Genomic DNA, 18,476 nt, shown 5'->3' with positions numbered 1-18,476 from the left:
CCTGTAATTTACGCAATTTCACGGCTTTTGTGTCTTGTCGATCAGCAAATCAAGCTGCTGCGAGTCGGCTTTATCCGGACTGGCGGCTGCGTCACCTTGGGCGCCGGCTCCATCGTCAGGCGTCTTGGGAGCGGCATTCTGTTCCAAAATTGGAGCGCTTCCCGATGAAACGCCATTTTTTGGAATTTTCAAGTTCTTCAACAGGGTTTTTTCCGGGTCTTCCGGCAGGAAGCCTTGCAGCTCTGTCCCAGCCACTTCCAGATAGGGGCGGAAGCGCGCTGTCTTAACCCACTCTGGCTTTTGTTTGTCGGCGACAAGCCAATTGAAGAACATGAAAGCAACCGTGCACAAAAGAAAACCGCGGGCCGCACCAAAAATAAAACCTAACGTCCGATCCAGAGCTCCGATTTTCGAGTCAAGGATGACATCTGAAAGCTTGACCGTAATAATCGACACGAGAATGAGCACGACGAAAAAGACGAGTGCCACCGAGGCGGCCAAAGCAAAAGTATCTTTTGCTATATAGGGTTTGACGTGCGGCAATGCCAGAGGATAGCCGTAGTAGGCCGCCACCGCTGCAGCCGCCCATGAGCCGATTGCAAGAACCTCGCGCGTAAAGCCGCGCACCATGGAGAGAAGTGCTGATATCAGCACAACGACGATCAATCCGAGATCAAGATAGGATGGCATCTCATGGCCTCTGCACGGAAATTTTGAAACTGATTTGGCGCTGCTGCCCCGCCTTATAACCAAGTCTCCGCGCGGCGTCACTCTTTAGTTGGCATTTCCGCGTGATGTTGATTGCTGTGCGATATTTGCCACCAATGCCGAAATATGGCTGACGTGTTCGAGTTTCAGCGGCATTTTATCGCCGCTTTCGTCACGTCTGGGCGGCGCGAAGGCAAGTTCGAAGCCCAGTTTGGCGGCTTCCTTGACGCGTAAGCCGGCGTGAACCACAGGCCGGACAGCGCCGGAGAGGCCAATTTCACCAAAATAGACAGCGGTTCTTGGCAGATGCGCGCCAGTCAGCGACGACACAAGCGCCGCAGCTACGGCCAGATCAGCCGCTGGCTCGCTGATCTTCAGTCCGCCCGCCACGTTGAGATAGACATCGTGCTGGGCCAGACGCACACCAGCATGCGCTTCCAGCACGGCGATCACCATGGCCAGACGGTTTGAGTCCCAGCCGACAACCGCACGGCGCGGCGTGCCGAGACTTGACGGCGCAACGAGCGCCTGGAATTCAACCAGAACGGGGCGCGTACCCTCCATCCCGGCAAAGACTGCCGTTCCTGCCGCGCCGGCATCGCGGCCGGATAAAAACAGCGCCGAAGGATTGCTCACTTCGCTCAGGCCGAGACCCGTCATTTCAAAAACGCCGATTTCGTCGGTTGGGCCGAACCGGTTTTTAATCCCGCGCAAAATTCGGAAATGATGAGAGCCATCGCCCTCAAACGACAATACGGCATCGACCATATGTTCGACAACGCGCGGCCCGGCGATCTGCCCGTCCTTGGTGACATGGCCGACAAGAATCACGCTGGCGCCGGAGAGTTTAGCATAGCGAATCAGTGCCTGTGCGGAACCGCGCACCTGCGTTACAGTGCCGGGCGCCGATTCCACCATGTCCGTAAACATGGTCTGAATGGAGTCGATGATGACAAGACCAGGCAATTCTCCGGCGGAGAGCGTGGCGATGATATCCTCGACGCTTGTTTCTGCGGCCAGTTCGACCGGCGAACCGGAAAGCCCCAGCCGCCCGGCTCGCAGACGCACCTGCGCCACGGCCTCTTCGCCAGAAATATAAACAACGCGATTGCCTCTGCCCGCAAGACTGGCGCAGGCTTGGATGAGCAATGTCGACTTGCCGATTCCCGGCTCGCCGCCGAGCAATATCACGGAGCCCGGCACAAAGCCGCCTCCGGTAACGCGATCAAGCTCGCTGATGCCGCTCATTATGCGGGGGGGCTGTGCCTGATTGCCGCTGAGACCCTCAAGTGCGAAAACACGGCCTTTTTTCATGCCGCGTGACATTTGCGCGCCAATGCCGCTGTCGGAATTTTCCTCCTGAATGGTGTTCCATTCCCCGCACGATTCACAGCGTCCCTGCCAGCGCTGTGTCACGGCGCCGCAATTCTGGCAGATGAATTGAGATTTTACCCGTGCCATCAATCTGTTCCGATATATTCGCGGCAATAACGCCGTCCAAGCCGTGTCAGTATTTCATAGCCAATCGTCCCTGAGGCCGAGGCCAGATCATCGATAGATTGATTTGGCCCGAGTATCTCAACAAATTGGTCAACGGCGGCGTCGGCGCAGCGCGTCACGTCGATCGTGGTCAGATCCATGGAAATGGCCCCGACGATGGGGCAGGGTCTGCCGTCATGGAAGAACTGCGCGCCGGGCTTGTTATCCGTCCCCATCGCGGATCGCGGCAGGCCGTCGGCATAGCCAATGCTTAATGTTGCAATACGGCTGTCGCGCGGGGCATGCCAGCGGCCATTATAGCCAACGCGCTCGCCCTTGATCACCGACCTGATCTGGAGGATTCTGGCCTTCAATGTAACAACCCTGCGCATCGGGTTATCAACACCGGGTGTCGGATTGCCGCCGTAAAGGGCATATCCGGGCCGCGCAAGGTCATAGAATGGCCGTTGTGTAAGAAAAAGGCCGGACGAATTGGCAAGACTGGCCGGTACATCGGGAAATTTTTTGCGAATTTGATCGAAAAGAGCAATCTGCGCGGTGACAGTCGGATCGTCTGGCATTTCCGAAGCGGAAAAATGGCTCATGATCAATTCGGGGAGAAAGCGAAATTCACCCGGTAGAATGACGGTCATATCCTGTGCGGCAAATCCATGCCTGTTCATACCGGTGTCAAAATGCAAGGCAGCCGGCAAGCGTCGGCGCTCCTGCACGCAATACGCATTCCAGCGGTCGAGTTCCTGCCGCGAACCCAGAACAGGAATGAGGCTGAATTCCTTATATTCTCGTTCAGAATTGTCTCGCAAACCATTTAAAACAAATATTTTTTTATTATTTACGATTTTTCTGAAGCGAATAGCTTCAGAAAGGTGCGCCACAAAAAAGACGCCGCATCCAGCCCTATCAAGCGCCGTTACGGCCTGTTCAAGCCCCAGACCATAGGCATCTGCCTTGACAACGGCGGCACATTCAGCGGGAGCAGCACGCGCCGCAAGCAGCCGCCAGTTGGCCACGAGAGCCTTCAGGTCAATTGTCAGCTTCGCGCCATGGGCCGCATGGGAGTCGGATGACATCAGTCCTCGATCCGCTCTGGCAATTTATCCTCATCCGCCAGATTGCCGAAGCGGGTGAATTCGGCCTCGAACTGAAGCTGAACCGTGCCTGTCGGGCCGTGACGCTGCTTTCCTATAATAACTTCGGCCTTGCCGTGCACTTTCTCCATGTCGGAAATCCATTTGAGATGTTCCTCGGTGCCGGGGCGGGGTTCCTTGTTCTTGAGGTAATATTCCTCGCGGTAAACGAAGATAACCACGTCGGCATCCTGCTCAATGGAACCTGATTCACGCAGATCCGACAATTGGGGCCGCTTGTCGTCGCGCGCCTCAACCTGACGGGAGAGCTGCGACAAAGCCATCACCGGCACGTTGAGCTCCTTGGCCAGCGCTTTCAGGCCGGTGGTGATTTCTGTCAGTTCCTGCACGCGATTGTCGCCCTTGGACTTGGAACCTGAAAGCAGTTGGAGATAGTCCACAACCAGCACATCAAGCCCGTGCTGCCGCTTGAGACGGCGTGCACGCGCCGTGAGCTGGGCTATCGAGATGCCGCCGGTCTGGTCAATATAGAAGGGCACGGACTGCATGGCGCGGGCAGCATCCGAAACCGAGTGAAATTCCGATTCCGTAATATCGCCCCGCCTGATCTTGTAGGACGGGACGCCCGCCTGCTCGGCAATGATACGTGTTGCGAGCTGTTCAGACGACATTTCCAGCGAGAAGAAGCCGACAATGCCGCCATTGATGGTTTCACGCGTGCCATCCGGACGCAGGCGGAATTCGTAGGCTTTAGCGATGTTGAACGCAATATTGGTGGCCAGCGCCGTCTTGCCCATGCCCGGGCGTCCGGCCACGATGATAAGGTCGGAGGATTGAAGCCCGCCCATCTTGTTGTCGAGATCGGTCATATGCGTGGCAATGCCGGACAGGTGACCATCGCGTTCGAAGGCCTTGGCGGCCATGTCCACCGCTGTTGTCAGGGCCTGTGAAAAACGCTGGAACCCGCCGTCGTATCGTCCGCTTTCCGCAATTTCATAGAGCCGGCGCTCCGCCTCCTCAATCTGCAGGCGCGGTGCCTGTTCGACTGTCGAATCGTAGGCGGTGTTGACCAGTTCCTCGCCGATGGTGATAAGACCGCGGCGCACCGCAAGATCATATATCGTGCGGCCGTAATCAGCCGCGTTGATGATGGTTGTGGCCTCGCCCGCCAGCCGGGCGAGGTATTGCGGCAGGCTGGTGCCGTTCATATCCGTTTCGCCGAGGAAGGTTTTCAGGGTTATCGGCGTGGCAACCTTGCCGGCACGGATGAGCGAAGTCATTACTTCAAAAATGCGCTGATGAACCGGCTCGAAAAAATGTTCGGGTTTCAGAAAATCCGATACGCGGTCGAATGCGTCATTATTGACAATTATTGCGCCAAGCAGAGCCTGCTCGGCTTCCAGATTGTGCGGTGCGACGCGCGCGGGAGTCTCGCTGGAAGGCGTGCGGGAAGAAAGCTGGTCAACGAAAGCCATAGGTGATTTTCAATTCGAGGGAAGTTCCGATGCTTGCACTATGACATGGCTTGCCCGGAAGATTTAAGAAAAAGTTAAGCATCGGTTCCTTTTCCCCGTTGCCCACAGGTATGAATTGCCGCAGCACCTGCAGAGAAAAATACTTGACACTCCGGGTGGTCGGACGGCCATGTTTGACATAAATCAATTGTTGATCGTTCGCATCAGGCAAGAGGCTGGCCATGACCGTGCAACCCTTTGGAAACATCGATGGACAAGAGGTTGTCGAAATCACTATTCGGCTGGGCGACAATTTTTCAGCGAAAGTGCTGAATTGGGGTGCCGTTCTGAAGGATATGATCGTTCCTTCGCGCAACGGCCCGCAAAGGGTGGTGCTGGGCCTCAATTCAATCGAGGATTATCTGGCGCATTCGCCTAATTTTGGCTCCACGCCGGGGCGTTTTGCCAATCGTATCGGTAATGCACAATTTGAACTGGACGGGCAGACGCATCATCTCACGCCGAACAGGAATTCTCGTCATTGCCTGCACGGCGGGCCTAAGGGTTTTGGCAAATGCGTCTGGCGTGTTGCTGATGTCGGGGCCTCCTCGGTGCGCCTCGAATTGGATTCGCCGGACGGCGATTCCGGGTTCCCTGGCCGCGTGAAAGCATCGTGCACCTATAGCCTGATTGCGCCATCCGCATTGCGCATCGATCTGGACGCCACGAGCGATGCGCCTACACCAGTCAATCTGACGCATCATTCCTATTTCAACCTCGACGGTTCGGCAGATGCCCGCGACCATGAAGTGCAGTTGTTCGCGCCCTTTTACACGCCCACCGACGCCGATCTCATCCCAACAGGTGAAATTCTGTCGGTGGAGAACACGCCTTATTCTTTCGCACAGTCGCGGCCGGTGCGTAACGCGGCCGGAACGCTTTACGATACAAATTTCGTGGTTTCGGGCCGGCCTGACCCGAAAAGCGGGTTAGTGCATATGGCAAATCTGCGCTCTCCCAAGAACGGCCTTCTGATGGAAGTGCATTCCGATGAGCGCGGCATCCAGTTCTATGATGGCGCGAAGATCAATTGCCCCGTTGCAGGCCTTGGCGGCGCAAAATATGGCGCCCATGCCGGTTTGTGCTTTGAGCCGCAGAATTTTCCAGATGCGCCCAACAAACGGCATTTTCCAAATTCAATCTTACGTCCGGGGCAATCCTACCGGCATCAGATCGAATATCGTTTCATTTGAAGGAGGATATTATGAGAAATTTGACTTTGGCACTCTCCGCTGGGGTTCTTGCCTTTTCGTTCTCGGGCGCCTTTGCGCAATCGGTGGAGAAAGGCGAACAGGTTTTCAAGAAATGCATGGCCTGCCACGCCATCGGCGAAGGCGCAGGCATCCGCGTCGGGCCGCCGCTGAACGGCATTGTCGGACGCAAGGCCGGCAGCTGGCCGAATTATTCCTATTCCGATGCGAACAAGAACTCGGGCATAACCTGGGACGAGGCGGCCCTGACCAAATACCTCAAGGATCCGCGCGGCATGGTACCCGGCACCAAAATGTCGTTCTCGGGATTGCCCAAGGATGAGGATATCGCCGACGTGATCGCTTATCTCAAGCAGTTCGACATTACCGGCAAAAAGCTATAGACCCGGCTAAATTGCCAGGCTGATCTCGACCGGAACATGGTCCGAGGGTTTTTCGAGGGCGCGCATAGATTTTTCTATATGCGCGCTCTCCAGCCGATCCGCGGCCTGCGGCGACAACAGAAGATGATCAATGCGGATACCGGCATTTTTCTGCCAGGCACCGGCTTGATAATCCCAGAATGTGTATGTCTTTTCGGCGTCACTGCAGGCACGCAAAGCATCCGTGAAGCCAAGGTTGAGCAGGCTTTGAAACGCGGCGCGCGTTTGCGGCAAGAAGAGCGCGTCATTGGCCCAGACTTTGGGGTCGTGGCAGTCGCGTGGCTGAGGGATGACATTATAATCGCCTGCCAGTACCAGCGGTTCTTCCTGTTCCAGCAACGCAGCGGCATGTCGGCGCAAAATGTCCATCCAGCGCAATTTATATGCATATTTTTCCGTGTCGACGGGATTGCCGTTCGGCAGATAGATCGAGGCGATCCGAAGAACGCCGCTTTTGGTCGAAACAACGGCTTCAATATAACGCGCCTGCTCATCGTCCTCATTGCCCGGCAAGCCAAGACGGACATCTTCCAGCGGCAATTTTGACAATAAGGCTACGCCGTTGAACGTTTTCTGTCCCTGAAGCGCGATATTATAGCCCAGAGACTCAATTTCTCCGCGAGGAAAGGCGTCTTCGAGACATTTCAATTCTTGAAGGCACAGAATATCCGGGTTGTTTCCGCGCAGATAGGCGAGCAGGTGGTCGTGCCGTTGCCGGATTGAGTTGACGTTCCAAGTGGCAATGCGCATGACGGACCTCGAGACTGACGGAGGTCTTTGATAAGCCAGGGCCGCCAATCATTCAACCGGCAGCATCAGTCTTGGTTGTTTTCCTTGCGGCATGAGGCCCGTGCGCATGATGAGTTTGCGCAGCGGCGGGACGACGTTCAAGGTCAATAAACCGGCGCCTCTCAAAAAATCTACCGGGAGAAATTGGGTGAGCAGCGAGCGATTGAGCATGTCCACCCCCCGCGTCCGGAACATAATGTCCTGCCTGCGGGCCTGATCATAAGCCTCTAACGCCGGGGCGTATCCCGGATCGCCGTTCTCTTTGATAGCTTTGCTCACTTCATCGACCAGATGCGCCACGTCGCGCAGGCCCAGATTGAGGCCCTGTGCGCCGATGGGCGGAAAAGCATGCGCGGCTTCGCCAATCAGAGCCGTGCGCGTGCCGATCAATGTTTTTGCCGTCATGCCAGCCATCGGAAAGATATGCGGGTCTGTCTGCACCGCAATTTTACCCAGAAATGAATGCGATTGCCGCTCTATCATGTTGCCAAGTTCTGCGCGGGACAGATTTTTCAGCTTTGCCGCCGTGGCTTGATCCGTAAGCCAGACAAGGCTCGACCGGTGCGGGGATTCATCGGAAGGCGGCAGCGGTACGAATGTGAATGGCCCTTGCCGCGTATGAAATTCCGTAGAGATTTCATCATGCGGCTTTTGATGCGCCAGAATGCAGGTCAGCGCCATCTGCGGATAAGTCCAGCGCCGCGTCTCGATACCGGCAGCTTTACGGACCGGCGATTGCGCCCCGTCCGCTCCGACCAGCAGAGCGCCTTGGAGCCGCTCGCCGCCGGCAAGTCCGAGCGAAACACCTTCGGCGTCAAGGCTCATCGAATCCACCCAGTCCTCCCTCATGGTGATGAAACCCGATTGTTCAGCATGACGCGCCAGAATTTGCAGCAGAAGCCTGTTTTCGATATTGGCGCCAAAGGCCTCAAGTCCAAGGTCGCGGGCCTTGAAACTGGCGGGCGGAGGCCTGAAGAATGAGCCTGTGTCGTCGATAATGCGCATAATGCGCAGCGGTGCCGATAAAGCCTCGCAATCGGGCCAGACTCCGATATGACGCAGCAGGCGCAGGGAGCCTTCAAACAGCGCGATGGTTCTGCCGGTGACGCGCAGATCCAGCTTGCCGATCAACGTGCTTCTTATGCCCTGCGATGCCAAACCAAGCGCGAGGCAAAGACCGGTTGCCCCTGCACCAACGATGAAAATCTCTTTATTATCCGCAACCATCTGTCACCAATCGTCGATTTTCCTCATCTTTGAACGCAAATGATGAAATTGAACAGAGGTCACATGCGCGCAGCAAGCTGTTACAGCATTTGCGGAACCGCGAAGAGCATGCTTATTTAGGAAAATTTTTCGACACGGCGGGTGATGCCGTGCGATTGCGCAGAGCAGGGGTGGCATTTGAATATCGATTATAAAGCCCGCAAGCAGGTGCGGCAGGCAGCCGGCATTTCGGTGCATTTATTCACGGCATCGGGCGGTGCGGTCGCTGTTCTGGCGCTTTATGCCGCCATAGATCAGAAATTCGCGGTTATGTTCGGCTGGCTTGCGCTGGCCTTTTTTATCGACGGTATCGATGGAACCCTTGCGCGCGCCGTCAAGATTACCGAAACGGCTCCGGTGATCGACGGGGCAATTCTCGATCTTGTCGTGGATTTCCTGACCTATGTTCTGGTCCCGGTTGTCGCAATCTGGCGTTCCGATCTTATGCCTCAGCCTTGGTCGTTCTGGATAGGGCTTGTCGTTACCATCGCGTCTGCAATGTATTTTGCCGACACGCGGATGAAAACCAAGGACAACTGGTTTCGCGGATTTCCGGCACTGTGGAATGTATTCGTGCTTTACCTGTTTGTCTTCAAAATGTCGGCCATCGTGAATGCAGCATTGCTTCTGGTGTTCTCGGCGCTGATGTTCGCCCCGGTGGTCTTTGTGCACCCGATCCGGGTCGTAAAATTCCGCACCGTGACCATTGCCATGATGACGGCCTGGTTTGTCTGCGCCGCCATTGCTGTGCTGGACAATCTTAATGGCGGCTGGCTCAGCCGTATCGGGCTTATTGTGGTCGCGGTCTATTTTCTCTCGCTGCCATTGCTGCGCAAATCACCCTGGGCTGACGAATAATTACCCGCACGAATAATTTACATGAATCGACGGGCATGGCTTGCGGGCTGCCAGTGAAATGGTTATAGAGGCTTTGCCTGAGGGCATGGGTCGGAGTGTAGCGCAGTCTGGTAGCGCACCTCGTTCGGGACGAGGGGGGCGGAGGTTCAAATCCTCTCACTCCGACCAATTTTCTCCTTGAAAAATGCGCCACGAGTAAGCGTTAAAGGTCTGTTTCACGGCCAGTGTTCAAATATGGCCATAATCTTGGCCTCTTAGCCTTTCAATGCCCTTTTGATTCCGCGCAAGGTCTGTGCGTCCCGAACCAGCTAGATTGAAGGCCTGCCGCCTAGCGGCATCACTACAAGCATTAATCTGGCAGGCTGATGTCATGCGCGCCATGGTTTTGAATTCTGTCGGAGCACCGCTCGTCGAAACATTCCGCCCAGAACCGGAACCCGGCATCGGCCAGATTCGCATAAGAGTGGAAGCATGCGGCGTCTGCCGCACTGATCTGCATGTTGTCGATGGCGAATTGCCTGATCCGCCCCTGCCTCTTGTGCCGGGACACGAGATTGTCGGCCGCGTCGAAAAATTTGGGGCTGGCGATGCCAGATTTACAATAGGCCAGCGTGTTGGTGTGCCCTGGCTGGGCCATACCTGCGGCCACTGCGGGTTTTGCCGGACAGGACAAGAGAACCTGTGTGATGAACCGGTTTTCACCGGTTATGGCCGCGATGGCGGCTTTGCCTCTCATGTGGTCGCGGACGCAGATTTTTGCTTCGATCTTTCTGAATTCGAAGATCCTGTGAAGGCAGCTCCCCTCATGTGCGCGGGGCTGATCGGCTGGCGCTGCCTGAAGGCCGCCGGAGATGCCAGATCCGTCGGTCTGATCGGTTTCGGCGCTGCAGCGCATATACTCGCGCAAATCTGCCTCTGGCAGGGGCAGCGGGTTTTCGCCTTAACCCGTCCCGGCGATATCGAATCACAGCAATTTGCCCTCAGGTTGGGTGCGGAATGGGCGGGCAGCTCCGCCGAGATGCCGCCCGAGGAAATGGACGCCGTTATTATTTTTGCCCCGGCAGGCGATCTGGTCCCGATGGCGCTGCGCATGGTGAGAAAAGGTGGGCGCGTCATTTGCGGCGGCATTCATATGAGCGATATACCGAGCTTCCCCTATCATATTCTTTGGGAAGAGCGGCAAATCCGTTCGGTGGCTAATCTGACGCGGACGGATGCCGTTGAGTTCCTCGCCATAGCCAGACAGGCAAAGCCCTATCTGCACACAACAATCTATCCTTTGACGCAGGCCAATCAGGCTCTGTCCGATTTGCGGGCAGGGCGATTTCAGGGTGCAGCGGTTCTTGTCCCATGACAACGAGGCAGCAGACTTTCTCCCAGAATAAGCCACTAGCTGCGTTCGTTATTGATTATTATCTGCAGATGCCGAAGATGGTGTCAGCTCTGCACATGACCGGAGCGGATTTATAATCGAGAGGCGTGATATGAGCAGTTTTCTGACACTGGCCCAAATCGACGAGCATATCGCAGCAATCCGCGAGAATATCCGCGATCTGACAGAGCGCGCGGCTGCCTTGTCGGGAGCAGGCGACGAATCGCGGCTTGCTGAACTGATCGCCGAGCAGGAACTGGAACTCGCCCGTCTGGAGACACTGCGCGAAAAATTGCTGGCATCATAGATCCCGCAACGAGCCATGGAAGCAACCGGCTCCAAGGCGCTAACAGTGAAATATGCATGGTTTTCCTCATATCGAAGCTTCTGTGGCTGCTTGCCGCCCCGTCAAACATGCTGTTTCTGCTGATGTGCGGCGCAGCTCTGGCCCTTCTTGTCGGATATGATGAACTTGGACGCGGGCTGGTTATCGTGTCTGTGGCCCTCTACTTTCTTTTTGCCTTCGGCCCTGTGGCATCATGGCTTTTGCGGCCGTTAGAGGACCGGTTTCCACGCCCGCCTGTATCTTCCTTTGGGTCGCCGGACGGTATTATCGTGCTCGGCGGCGCCATGAACGAGAATATTTCTGCAGCACGCGGCGCACTGGTGCTTGGCGAGCACGGATCTCGCATGACAGAGGCCGCAGCGCTTGCGCGGCGGTTTCCTGAAGCTAAAGTTATCTTTACAGGCGGCAGCGCCAATCTGATCAGCCATACGACAACAGAAGCCGACGCGGCCCGGCAACTTTTCGGCGAGCTTGGCCTCACAGGACCAAGAATGATCTATGAGAGCCAATCCAGAAATACTCCCGAAAACGCGATTTTTACGGCACGGTTGCTTCATCCCCGCGCCGATCAGCATTGGCTTCTGGTGACATCCGCATTTCACATGCCAAGAGCAGTCAGCCTGTTTCGTCAGGCTGGATTTAACGTGGTTCCATGGCCTGCGGATTACATGACCACTGGCGAGCAAGCCGACTTCTGGTCCTTTCACCGCGACGGCAGCGGCGGCCTGCGAATGGTGGATACAGCCGTCCATGAATGGCTGGGGCTCATCTACTACCGCCTGAGCGGCCGAACTTCGAGCCTGCTGCCGCCATCTGAGCAATTGGTTCATTGATCGGGCGCGCAACCTGCTGTTTTTTGCTTGGCGGAACGGAAATGATCGGAGATGGTGTGCGCCTTGGCACCGGGAGCATATGTACAGGCGATTCCGGTAACAGAGGGCTGAATAATGCGGTTTTTGGTGACAGGCTCGGCAGGTTTCATCGGATATCACCTGTCGCGCCGTTTGCTTGATGAAGGGCATGAAGTCGTCGGCATCGACGGGTTCACGCCCTATTACGACGTCACGCTCAAGCATCGCCGGACGGCATTACTGCGCGGATATGAGCGTTTTTCCGGCTTTGAGGCGATGCTGGAGGATTTTGCGGGTCTGGAACGCATCTGGAACGATAATCCTTGCGACATCATCATTCATCTGGCCGCGCAGGCCGGTGTGCGATACAGCCTCGAGAACCCGCGCGCCTATATCGACAGCAATCTCGTCGGCACATTTAATATTATGGAACTGGCGCGGCTGCGTCCGGTGCGGCATTTCATGCTGGCATCGACAAGCTCGGTTTATGGCGCCAACAGCCAGATGCCTTTTTTTGAAACGGACAAAGCCGACATGCAGATCACGCTCTACGCCGCCACGAAAAAGGCAGCGGAGAGCATGAGCCATTGCTATGCCCATTTGTGGAACATTCCCACGACGGCCTTCCGGTTCTTCACGGTTTACGGACCTTGGGGACGGCCAGACATGGCGCTTTTCAAGTTCACCAAGGGCATTCTGGAAGGTACACCGATCGACATCTATAACAACGGAGAAATGTCTCGGGACTTCACCTATATCGATGATCTGGTGGAGGCCGTGTTCCGGCTGGCGATGGTGCCACCGGAAAGACCGTCTGCGACGCAGGGTCCTGATCAGGGAGATTCGCTTTCGACGGTTGCGCCGCATCGCATAGTGAATATCGCCGGTGCAATGCCGGTAACGCTGATGGCATTTATCGAGGAGATTGAGCGTGCCGTCGGCAGGCCCGCCGTTCGCAATTACCTGCCATTGCAAAAAGGCGATGTCCTGCGCACCCATGCGAACGCCGATTTGCTTGAAAATCTGACCCAATACCGGCCCTCGACACCCGTTTCAATTGGCGTTCCCGCATTTGTCGCATGGTATCGCAGCTATTTCGGCGTATAGCATGGCAGGATTGATCCCATAATGCTTGCAATCTCCGGGCGAGGGGACTAACCCGAAAAAAGGCTGCGCCGGATTTCACGCAGCAATAATCAGGAGGTTCGATGCCGTCCTCATCTGTTGGCAATGGTTCTGCGGCCCCGATCGATGCAGCCCATACGCATTCCGATACAAATGTATCCGGACAGGCTGCTTCGGTGCACGATCACGCGCCCTTCGAGGTTTGGGCAATCATGCGCATTTCTGTCGCCTTTCTGGGTGCGGCAGCCGTCTGGTTCGCGGTTTATGAGCCCATCCCCCAGATCAGCATTATAGGTCTGGCGGCACTCGCTTTTGCCGGCTGGCCGATCTTCGAGGAAGCTATCGCCAATCTTGTTGCCCGGCGCATGACCATGGAACTGTCCATGACCATTGCGATCATAGCCGCAGCCGGGATCAAGGAATTCTTCACTGCACTGGTTGTAACGGCTTTCGTGCTTGTTGCCGAAGAACTGGAACACCTCACCATTTCGCGCGGACGCATGGCTATTCTCGATCTGGTGAATTTTGTGCCGTCCGAGGCGCGCGTGCGCCGGGATGGAGCGATTCAGACAGTGCGTGTGGAGACAATCGTAACCGGCGAACTGGTATTGGTGAGTCCCGGCGAAAAGGTTCCAGTTGATGGCACGGTAATTCAGGGTCATTCCTACGTTGACCAGTCCCGCATCACCGGCGAATCCATGCCTGCAGAAAAGATCAGCGGCGAGAAGGTTTATGCCGGTTCCATCAACCAGATGGGGACATTGGAAATCAAGGTGCAGCAGGTTGGCCGGGATACAAGTTATGGCCGGATCATAGAGGCCGTGGAAGCGGCCGAGCAGACGCGGGCTCCGGTGCAGAAACTGGCGGATCAGCTGGCGGGCTATCTGGTTTATGTCGCCTTTGCCGGAGCCGCGATCACCTATCTGCTGACTTATAATATCCGCGATACAATCTCGGTTGTCATCGTTGCCGGAGCCTGCGGCATCGCTGCCGGTACGCCGCTGGCCATTCTGGGCGGCATCGGAAGGGCGGCCAAGCTCGGCGCCATCATCAAGGGCGGCATTCACCTTGAAATGCTTGGCCGGGTCGATACGATCATTCTCGACAAGACCGGCACTTTGACCTTCGGCGAACCTGCGGTGCAGATGGTGCATGCTGCAAACGGGGTTTCGGACGAAGTCTTGCTGGGCTTCGCCGCCGCCGCAGAACTTCACTCTGAGCATCCTCTGGCCCGCGCGGTTGTGACCGAGGCGCGCCGCCGCGGTATCGTGATCTCTGAACCTGGCAGCTTCAACTATAAAATGGGCAGGGGCATAACCGCGCTTGTCGATGGCCGCACTGTGCTCGTGGGCAATCGCAAATTATTGAGTGAAGCCGGCATAGCTGTGCCCCAGCGCCGGGCGGACGCCATCGGGTCCGATATTGTCGTCGCGGCTGACGGCGTGTTTGCCGGAGAAATATTCGTGGCCGACACGATCCGGCCCGAGGCGCATATAGCAATGCAGAAATTGCGTAATCTGGGCGTAAGGACATTGCTCCTGACCGGAGATGTCCGTCAGGTGGCGGAACGCGTTGCCGGAGATCTCGATATTGCCGAGTTTGAAGCCGAAATGCTGCCGGAACAGAAGCTGGCACGGGTACGCCAGCTTGTTGCCGACAAACACATTGTTGCCATGGTGGGCGACGGGGTGAACGATGCGCCCGCACTGACTGCAGCTAACATCGGCGTGGCCATGGGGTCCGGCACCGATATTGCCAAGGAAAGCGCCGACATCGTTCTGATCGGCAACGATCTTTTCAAATTGGTCGAGACCTTGCGGATAGCGCGTCAGACGCGCGGGATCATATGGCAGAATTTTGCCGGAACTCTGGCCGTCGACGCTCTCGGCATGGTGCTGGCGGCCTTTGGATTTCTGAGCCCGTTGCTCGCAGCTTTCATCCATGTCGGATCGGAATTGCTCTTTCTGTCGAATTCCGCCCGGCTGCTCGCCATGAATGGTGATTTTGAATCAACACATCAGGGCGCACGCGGAAGGCTGGAGCGCACGAAGGCGGCTGAGATTGCCGCAGGCAAGGCGCCCGTCAGGCCGGAGTGATCACTCCGGCATCCGAAATTGAAATCTGGCGATCATGCATCGCCACAAAATGTTTGCGGTCCAGGCGATAAGCAGGAGGTGTCTGATAAGACATCTCGCGCGCGACGATCAGGCCGAGCAGCAAAATTGCATCAGGCTCATGCAGAAGCAGAGCGGCAGGTGCCTTGCCGCGATAGACAAGTTCAAGCAGGACGGCAGCGGCGGAAGACGAGCCGATGGTGCCGGGAAGACATAATACGCGACCGTCGATGAAAAGCCCGTGGTCAGGGTGCCGCACATCAGTGATCATGCCTGTCTGCGGATGGACGCCGCCCCAGAAGCTGATCGGCGCGTGCAGGGCAAGCCCCGAACCGCTTGCCTCGCCGCCGGGGATCAATATTTCTGCTTGCATGTGCGTGCTCATGCGGTGCTCAGCTCAAAGTGTGGTGCGCCGGCGACCGCGCTGTTGACGCATTCGCCAAGGGAACCGTAAATCACGCCATAGCCGGTATTGCCGGGCGTATAATGGGCAAATTTTCCCGAATTGGTCATGAGCACCCCGTTTTTGCGGTCCGGCAGAATGGGTGTCACGACGACACATGTATCGACAACGATAACCACGCCCAGCGCCTCCAGCTTGTTACGGCGGTTGCCAGACTCCAGTTCCCTGAGAACGTGCCGACCGGTGCAGGCATAGAGCGGCACGGCAAGTTTACGATTGTCGATCAGCGATTCCAGACGGTCAAATTCCGCGAGCGAAAGATGGGGGCTGCCGATAGCGACGGCATCGATGCTGCGGGCCTGCAGCGCAGTTGAAAGCCGCGCGCGGGCATCGGCGATCATGCTGTCTGAAACATGAATGATTTCATCTGCTTTCTGGCCTTGCAAAGCCATGTCCAAGCTGGAGGCTTCCGGCGTGACGCCCGCAATGTGAAACAGGCCGACGGCCCCCGTCGAGGCTGCGGCGGCGCCAAAAGCCTTGAGAGCATCTTCTCCCGGGTGCTGCCCGACACCGGTCATCACGCCGATGCTGTTGCCGACCATCCTGCCAAAGAGCGAACCCATGATCGGCCAGGCAACCTCGGAACGAACGAAGCCCGGCGAAAGACCGGATACATCGACAACGACCGTGGCTCGGCGGCTTTCCGGTCTGTGAAGGCCGTAATTGGGCGCTCGGCCGGTGATGGCGCAGGCAATATCCAGAAAATCGCCATAACGGTTTGTTCTGGCGCCGAGAACCGAATTGCAGAAAACGACAGCATTGGATTCACCCCAGGCCACATCAGTGCCGGGGGCAGGGCGGTGACCAGCCTGGTAGGGCGCGCAGGTCCAGCTCTGTTCGCAGCCCAATTTCCTGTAGGCGCTCATCATCCGGCGCGCCATTTCGCGTTCATGCGCCGGAAGCCGATTTTGCGAACAACCCATCAGATCTATGGTGCCGACATTCAGCGTCGACCTGACCTTTACAGCGGCATTGGCATCAACCAGACGCTCCGCAAAAAGCGTTCCCGAATCGCCGTGATACAGCGCCCCATCAATGTGAGCAGATTCTATAGGAATGAGATTGGGTGCGCCCATGAGCCGCGCAGTTTCCGCGACAACACGCATGGCAATAGCGGTGCCTTCCCCGGATGCGCCTTGCGCCATGGCGCGTTCTTCTTCAGAGAGCAACAATGTCTGATCCGGGGCTTGTTAAATGAGCCTCTCCCACGACAGTAAGAAGAACCAATCCCGCGCGCAAGCCATACCGGCAGCCCTTCCTGATCGGGACAGGAAGGTTCCGGCAATTGCTGCCTCAAAGGGCAGGCGAAGCCCTGTGCGACATCACGCGCGGGGATAAGGATATTCTGGATGCCATGGTTATGGCAGCGAGTGTGAGAACATAAACAACAACCTGCATGATGGACGGCTGATCCGAGTAACCTATCAGGGCATGGAGAATGCGCCCAAATATGCTCGTGTCAGACAAAATGGCCGAACTGTTCCATGCGGTTTCGGAAAGGAAGGAAATGATCCCAGCCTGCTGAAACATGGATATGCTCTGAGCTGCCAGACCAGCAGCCACGAAGGTGATCAACGCCGTTGTCACACGGAACAGATGCCGCGGCGGTATAACCACCAGACCGTAAAATGTGAGCGTCGAGAGAACACCGCCAGCCAGAAGCCCCAGCAATGCTCCGCCAACCAATGTCCCGGAACCGGAGCCGTCGGTGGCGAACAGCCCATAGAGGAATATCGCAACTTCCGAACCTTCCCGCATCAGGGCTACGGCCACAACAATGGCGAGGGCGGCGATCGACCGCGAGCCACTTTTGACATCTTGCCCGATCTGACGCATCTCGCTGGCCATCTGCTTGCCGTGGCTCGCCATCCAGACGTTATGCCAGGCCAGCATGATGACAGCCAGAGCAAGAATGGAACCGTTGAACAGTTCCTGCCCGTTTCCTTCGAGCGCACTCGAGATCCATTGCGCGAATATGGCGACCAATGAGGCGCCGAAAATTCCGGCGCCAATCCCGGACGATATCCAAAGACGGGATTTCGGCACCCCGCGCGTGACCGCGAGAATGATGCCGACGATCAGCCCGGCTTCAATGACTTCCCGAAAAACAATGATGAAAGAACCAAGCATATTATCAACTTTCAATCGGGCTCGCGCCGTCATTCAATCATTTACTGGACCACAAGCACTTCTTTGGCGACATCCTCGTGATATTCATCCACGCAGCTGTGTGTCCCGGCCTTGAGGGCGCGCAGGTTTACGCTGATTTTACCCGACGGCGGAACGATCTTTTCGATTCGCAAGGTCTTGCATTCGAATTCTGCCGGGGAAGCATCCTTGTTGACGATCTCAAGGATAACATTCTCATTGGCGGGAATTGTTGTCTGAGCCGGGCTGAACTGATGGTCTTTCAGTTCGATGGTTATTGTTTTAGTTTCTGCTGCCAGAGCGGCAGGGGCCACCATAAGCAGGGCAGCGATAACAACCGGTATGGGTGTCAAAATGCTCCTGCCCAAGGTCCTGAAAGAAAGATATTTCATAATTTCTCCGCTAACTGGCGGGTTCAAGGCCCGCAGCCACTTCTGTCAATTACCGCAACAAAAAAGCCGTAGCAAGAAATATTGAACCGATTAAAATAATTCTAAATTAGCCGCAAATCAGAAAACGCAGCATAATCATTCATTTGAACGATTCTAAAGTACAGATATTTTGCGAGCAAAAGGCTTTTAATACCGAGAAAATACGTTAAATACTTTAAAGTTTTTCAATTTATATTCAAATTATACATAAAATTATACAAACAAAGACCGCTGCTTGTGTTTGAATTTCGGCTTTGCACCCCGGATTGA

The 18,476-nt window shown here is 56.1% G+C and carries 19 protein-coding genes and 1 tRNA gene; 9 read left to right on the top strand and 11 right to left on the bottom strand.

The window, feature by feature from the left end; all coding sequences use genetic code 11:
* Window positions 1-18: 18 nt before the first annotated feature.
* The 5 genes from AC0N03_RS09515 to AC0N03_RS09495 all read right to left on the bottom strand — a co-directional run bounded on the left by AC0N03_RS09515 (window position 19) and on the right by AC0N03_RS09495 (window position 4,994).
* The gene (locus AC0N03_RS09515; protein ID WP_474288458.1) at window positions 19-690 is read right to left on the bottom strand and encodes a CvpA family protein; all 672 of its coding nucleotides are present in this window, start codon (window positions 688-690) and stop codon (window positions 19-21) included.
* Between the two features lie 84 nt (window positions 691-774).
* Entirely contained in the window at window positions 775-2,169 is a 1,395-nt protein-coding gene (gene radA / locus AC0N03_RS09510) for a DNA repair protein RadA (protein WP_474288456.1), read from the bottom strand.
* A complete protein-coding gene (alr, locus tag AC0N03_RS09505; RefSeq protein ID WP_474288455.1) occupies window positions 2,169-3,278 on the bottom strand; it encodes an alanine racemase in 1,110 nt (369 codons plus the stop codon). The genes radA and alr overlap by 1 nt, the downstream gene beginning before the upstream one ends.
* Complete coding sequence (locus AC0N03_RS09500) at window positions 3,278-4,771, bottom strand: replicative DNA helicase (RefSeq protein ID WP_474288454.1); 1,494 nt, start codon at window positions 4,769-4,771, stop codon at window positions 3,278-3,280. Before AC0N03_RS09500 ends, alr begins: the two co-directional genes overlap by 1 nt.
* The gene (locus AC0N03_RS09495) at window positions 4,758-4,994 is read right to left on the bottom strand and encodes a hypothetical protein (RefSeq protein ID WP_474288453.1); all 237 of its coding nucleotides are present in this window, start codon (window positions 4,992-4,994) and stop codon (window positions 4,758-4,760) included. The genes AC0N03_RS09500 and AC0N03_RS09495 overlap by 14 nt, the downstream gene beginning before the upstream one ends.
* Here AC0N03_RS09495 and AC0N03_RS09490 point away from each other — a divergent pair.
* Both AC0N03_RS09490 and AC0N03_RS09485 read left to right on the top strand, forming a co-directional pair.
* Window positions 4,993-6,003, top strand: coding sequence for an aldose epimerase family protein (locus AC0N03_RS09490; protein WP_474288451.1), 1,011 nt, complete (start codon window positions 4,993-4,995; stop codon window positions 6,001-6,003). The two genes, AC0N03_RS09495 and AC0N03_RS09490, sit on opposite strands and share 2 nt — an antisense overlap.
* Before the next feature lie 11 nt (window positions 6,004-6,014).
* Window positions 6,015-6,404, top strand: coding sequence for a c-type cytochrome (locus AC0N03_RS09485; RefSeq protein ID WP_474288450.1), 390 nt, complete (start codon window positions 6,015-6,017; stop codon window positions 6,402-6,404).
* A 6-nt stretch (window positions 6,405-6,410) separates the two neighbouring features.
* Here the strand turns inward: AC0N03_RS09485 and xth are convergent, their stop codons facing one another.
* Together xth and AC0N03_RS09475 are read right to left on the bottom strand one after the other, a co-directional pair.
* Window positions 6,411-7,193, bottom strand: coding sequence for an exodeoxyribonuclease III (gene xth / locus AC0N03_RS09480; RefSeq protein WP_474288449.1), 783 nt, complete (start codon window positions 7,191-7,193; stop codon window positions 6,411-6,413).
* Window positions 7,194-7,241: 48 nt separating this feature from the next.
* Entirely contained in the window at window positions 7,242-8,459 is a 1,218-nt protein-coding gene (locus tag AC0N03_RS09475) for an FAD-dependent monooxygenase (protein WP_474288448.1), read from the bottom strand.
* A gap of 177 nt (window positions 8,460-8,636) precedes the next feature.
* On the opposite strand from AC0N03_RS09475, the gene AC0N03_RS09470 reads away from it, so the two are divergent.
* The 7 genes from AC0N03_RS09470 (at window position 8,637) to AC0N03_RS09440 (ending at window position 15,146) form a co-directional block, all read left to right on the top strand.
* Entirely contained in the window at window positions 8,637-9,356 is a 720-nt protein-coding gene (locus tag AC0N03_RS09470) for a CDP-alcohol phosphatidyltransferase family protein (RefSeq protein ID WP_474288447.1), read from the top strand.
* 91 nt (window positions 9,357-9,447) lie between these two features.
* Window positions 9,448-9,524: transfer RNA gene (locus AC0N03_RS09465), tRNA-Pro, on the top strand.
* A gap of 202 nt (window positions 9,525-9,726) precedes the next feature.
* Window positions 9,727-10,710, top strand: coding sequence for a zinc-dependent alcohol dehydrogenase family protein (locus tag AC0N03_RS09460; RefSeq protein WP_474288445.1), 984 nt, complete (start codon window positions 9,727-9,729; stop codon window positions 10,708-10,710).
* Window positions 10,711-10,840: 130 nt separating this feature from the next.
* A complete protein-coding gene (locus AC0N03_RS09455) occupies window positions 10,841-11,035 on the top strand; it encodes a hypothetical protein (RefSeq protein WP_474288444.1) in 195 nt (64 codons plus the stop codon).
* 56 nt (window positions 11,036-11,091) lie between these two features.
* Window positions 11,092-11,907, top strand: a complete 816-nt coding sequence (locus AC0N03_RS09450; protein ID WP_474288443.1) for a YdcF family protein — start codon at window positions 11,092-11,094, stop codon at window positions 11,905-11,907.
* A gap of 114 nt (window positions 11,908-12,021) precedes the next feature.
* Window positions 12,022-13,032, top strand: a complete 1,011-nt coding sequence (locus tag AC0N03_RS09445) for an NAD-dependent epimerase/dehydratase family protein (RefSeq protein ID WP_474288442.1) — start codon at window positions 12,022-12,024, stop codon at window positions 13,030-13,032.
* A 101-nt stretch (window positions 13,033-13,133) separates the two neighbouring features.
* Window positions 13,134-15,146 (top strand): heavy metal translocating P-type ATPase, encoded by a 2,013-nt coding sequence (locus tag AC0N03_RS09440; protein WP_474288440.1) that lies wholly within the window; start codon window positions 13,134-13,136, stop codon window positions 15,144-15,146.
* Here the strand turns inward: AC0N03_RS09440 and AC0N03_RS09435 are convergent.
* The 4 genes from AC0N03_RS09435 to AC0N03_RS09420 form a co-directional block, all read right to left on the bottom strand.
* Window positions 15,133-15,549, bottom strand: a complete 417-nt coding sequence (locus AC0N03_RS09435; RefSeq protein ID WP_474288439.1) for an aconitase X swivel domain-containing protein — start codon at window positions 15,547-15,549, stop codon at window positions 15,133-15,135. The genes AC0N03_RS09440 and AC0N03_RS09435 overlap by 14 nt on opposite strands.
* Complete coding sequence (locus AC0N03_RS09430) at window positions 15,546-16,799, bottom strand: aconitase X (RefSeq protein ID WP_474288438.1); 1,254 nt, start codon at window positions 16,797-16,799, stop codon at window positions 15,546-15,548. The genes AC0N03_RS09435 and AC0N03_RS09430 overlap by 4 nt, the downstream gene beginning before the upstream one ends.
* A 121-nt stretch (window positions 16,800-16,920) precedes the next feature.
* Complete coding sequence (locus AC0N03_RS09425) at window positions 16,921-17,757, bottom strand: FTR1 family iron permease (RefSeq protein ID WP_474288437.1); 837 nt, start codon at window positions 17,755-17,757, stop codon at window positions 16,921-16,923.
* 41 nt (window positions 17,758-17,798) lie between these two features.
* Window positions 17,799-18,167, bottom strand: a complete 369-nt coding sequence (locus tag AC0N03_RS09420; RefSeq protein WP_474288436.1) for a cupredoxin domain-containing protein — start codon at window positions 18,165-18,167, stop codon at window positions 17,799-17,801.
* Between the last annotated feature and the right edge of the window lie 309 nt (window positions 18,168-18,476).

This window comes from Methylocystis sp. sgz306128 (assembly GCF_056032725.1).
Note: the sequence above shows the minus strand (reverse complement) of the source record. Positions and strands in the feature narration are given on the sequence as shown.

Bases quoted from the DNA above. Each gene is read 5' to 3' on its own strand.
- AC0N03_RS09495 (WP_474288453.1), bottom strand. From the start codon at position 4,994: ATGGCCAGCCTCTTGCCTGATGCGAACGATCAACAATTGATTTATGTC.
- radA (WP_474288456.1), bottom strand. From the start codon at position 2,169: ATGGCACGGGTAAAATCTCAATTCATCTGCCAGAATTGCGGCGCCGTG.
- AC0N03_RS09420 (WP_474288436.1), bottom strand. From the start codon at position 18,167: ATGAAATATCTTTCTTTCAGGACCTTGGGCAGGAGCATTTTGACACCC.
- AC0N03_RS09485 (WP_474288450.1), top strand. From the start codon at position 6,015: ATGAGAAATTTGACTTTGGCACTCTCCGCTGGGGTTCTTGCCTTTTCG.
- AC0N03_RS09515 (WP_474288458.1), bottom strand. From the start codon at position 690: ATGCCATCCTATCTTGATCTCGGATTGATCGTCGTTGTGCTGATATCA.
- alr (WP_474288455.1), bottom strand. From the start codon at position 3,278: ATGTCATCCGACTCCCATGCGGCCCATGGCGCGAAGCTGACAATTGAC.
- AC0N03_RS09500 (WP_474288454.1), bottom strand. From the start codon at position 4,771: ATGGCTTTCGTTGACCAGCTTTCTTCCCGCACGCCTTCCAGCGAGACT.
- AC0N03_RS09425 (WP_474288437.1), bottom strand. From the start codon at position 17,757: ATGCTTGGTTCTTTCATCATTGTTTTTCGGGAAGTCATTGAAGCCGGG.
- AC0N03_RS09475 (WP_474288448.1), bottom strand. From the start codon at position 8,459: ATGGTTGCGGATAATAAAGAGATTTTCATCGTTGGTGCAGGGGCAACC.
- AC0N03_RS09445 (WP_474288442.1), top strand. From the start codon at position 12,022: ATGCGGTTTTTGGTGACAGGCTCGGCAGGTTTCATCGGATATCACCTG.
- AC0N03_RS09450 (WP_474288443.1), top strand. From the start codon at position 11,092: ATGGTTTTCCTCATATCGAAGCTTCTGTGGCTGCTTGCCGCCCCGTCA.
- AC0N03_RS09455 (WP_474288444.1), top strand. From the start codon at position 10,841: ATGAGCAGTTTTCTGACACTGGCCCAAATCGACGAGCATATCGCAGCA.
- AC0N03_RS09435 (WP_474288439.1), bottom strand. From the start codon at position 15,549: ATGAGCACGCACATGCAAGCAGAAATATTGATCCCCGGCGGCGAGGCA.
- xth (WP_474288449.1), bottom strand. From the start codon at position 7,193: ATGCGCATTGCCACTTGGAACGTCAACTCAATCCGGCAACGGCACGAC.
- AC0N03_RS09460 (WP_474288445.1), top strand. From the start codon at position 9,727: ATGCGCGCCATGGTTTTGAATTCTGTCGGAGCACCGCTCGTCGAAACA.
- AC0N03_RS09490 (WP_474288451.1), top strand. From the start codon at position 4,993: ATGACCGTGCAACCCTTTGGAAACATCGATGGACAAGAGGTTGTCGAA.
- AC0N03_RS09440 (WP_474288440.1), top strand. From the start codon at position 13,134: ATGCCGTCCTCATCTGTTGGCAATGGTTCTGCGGCCCCGATCGATGCA.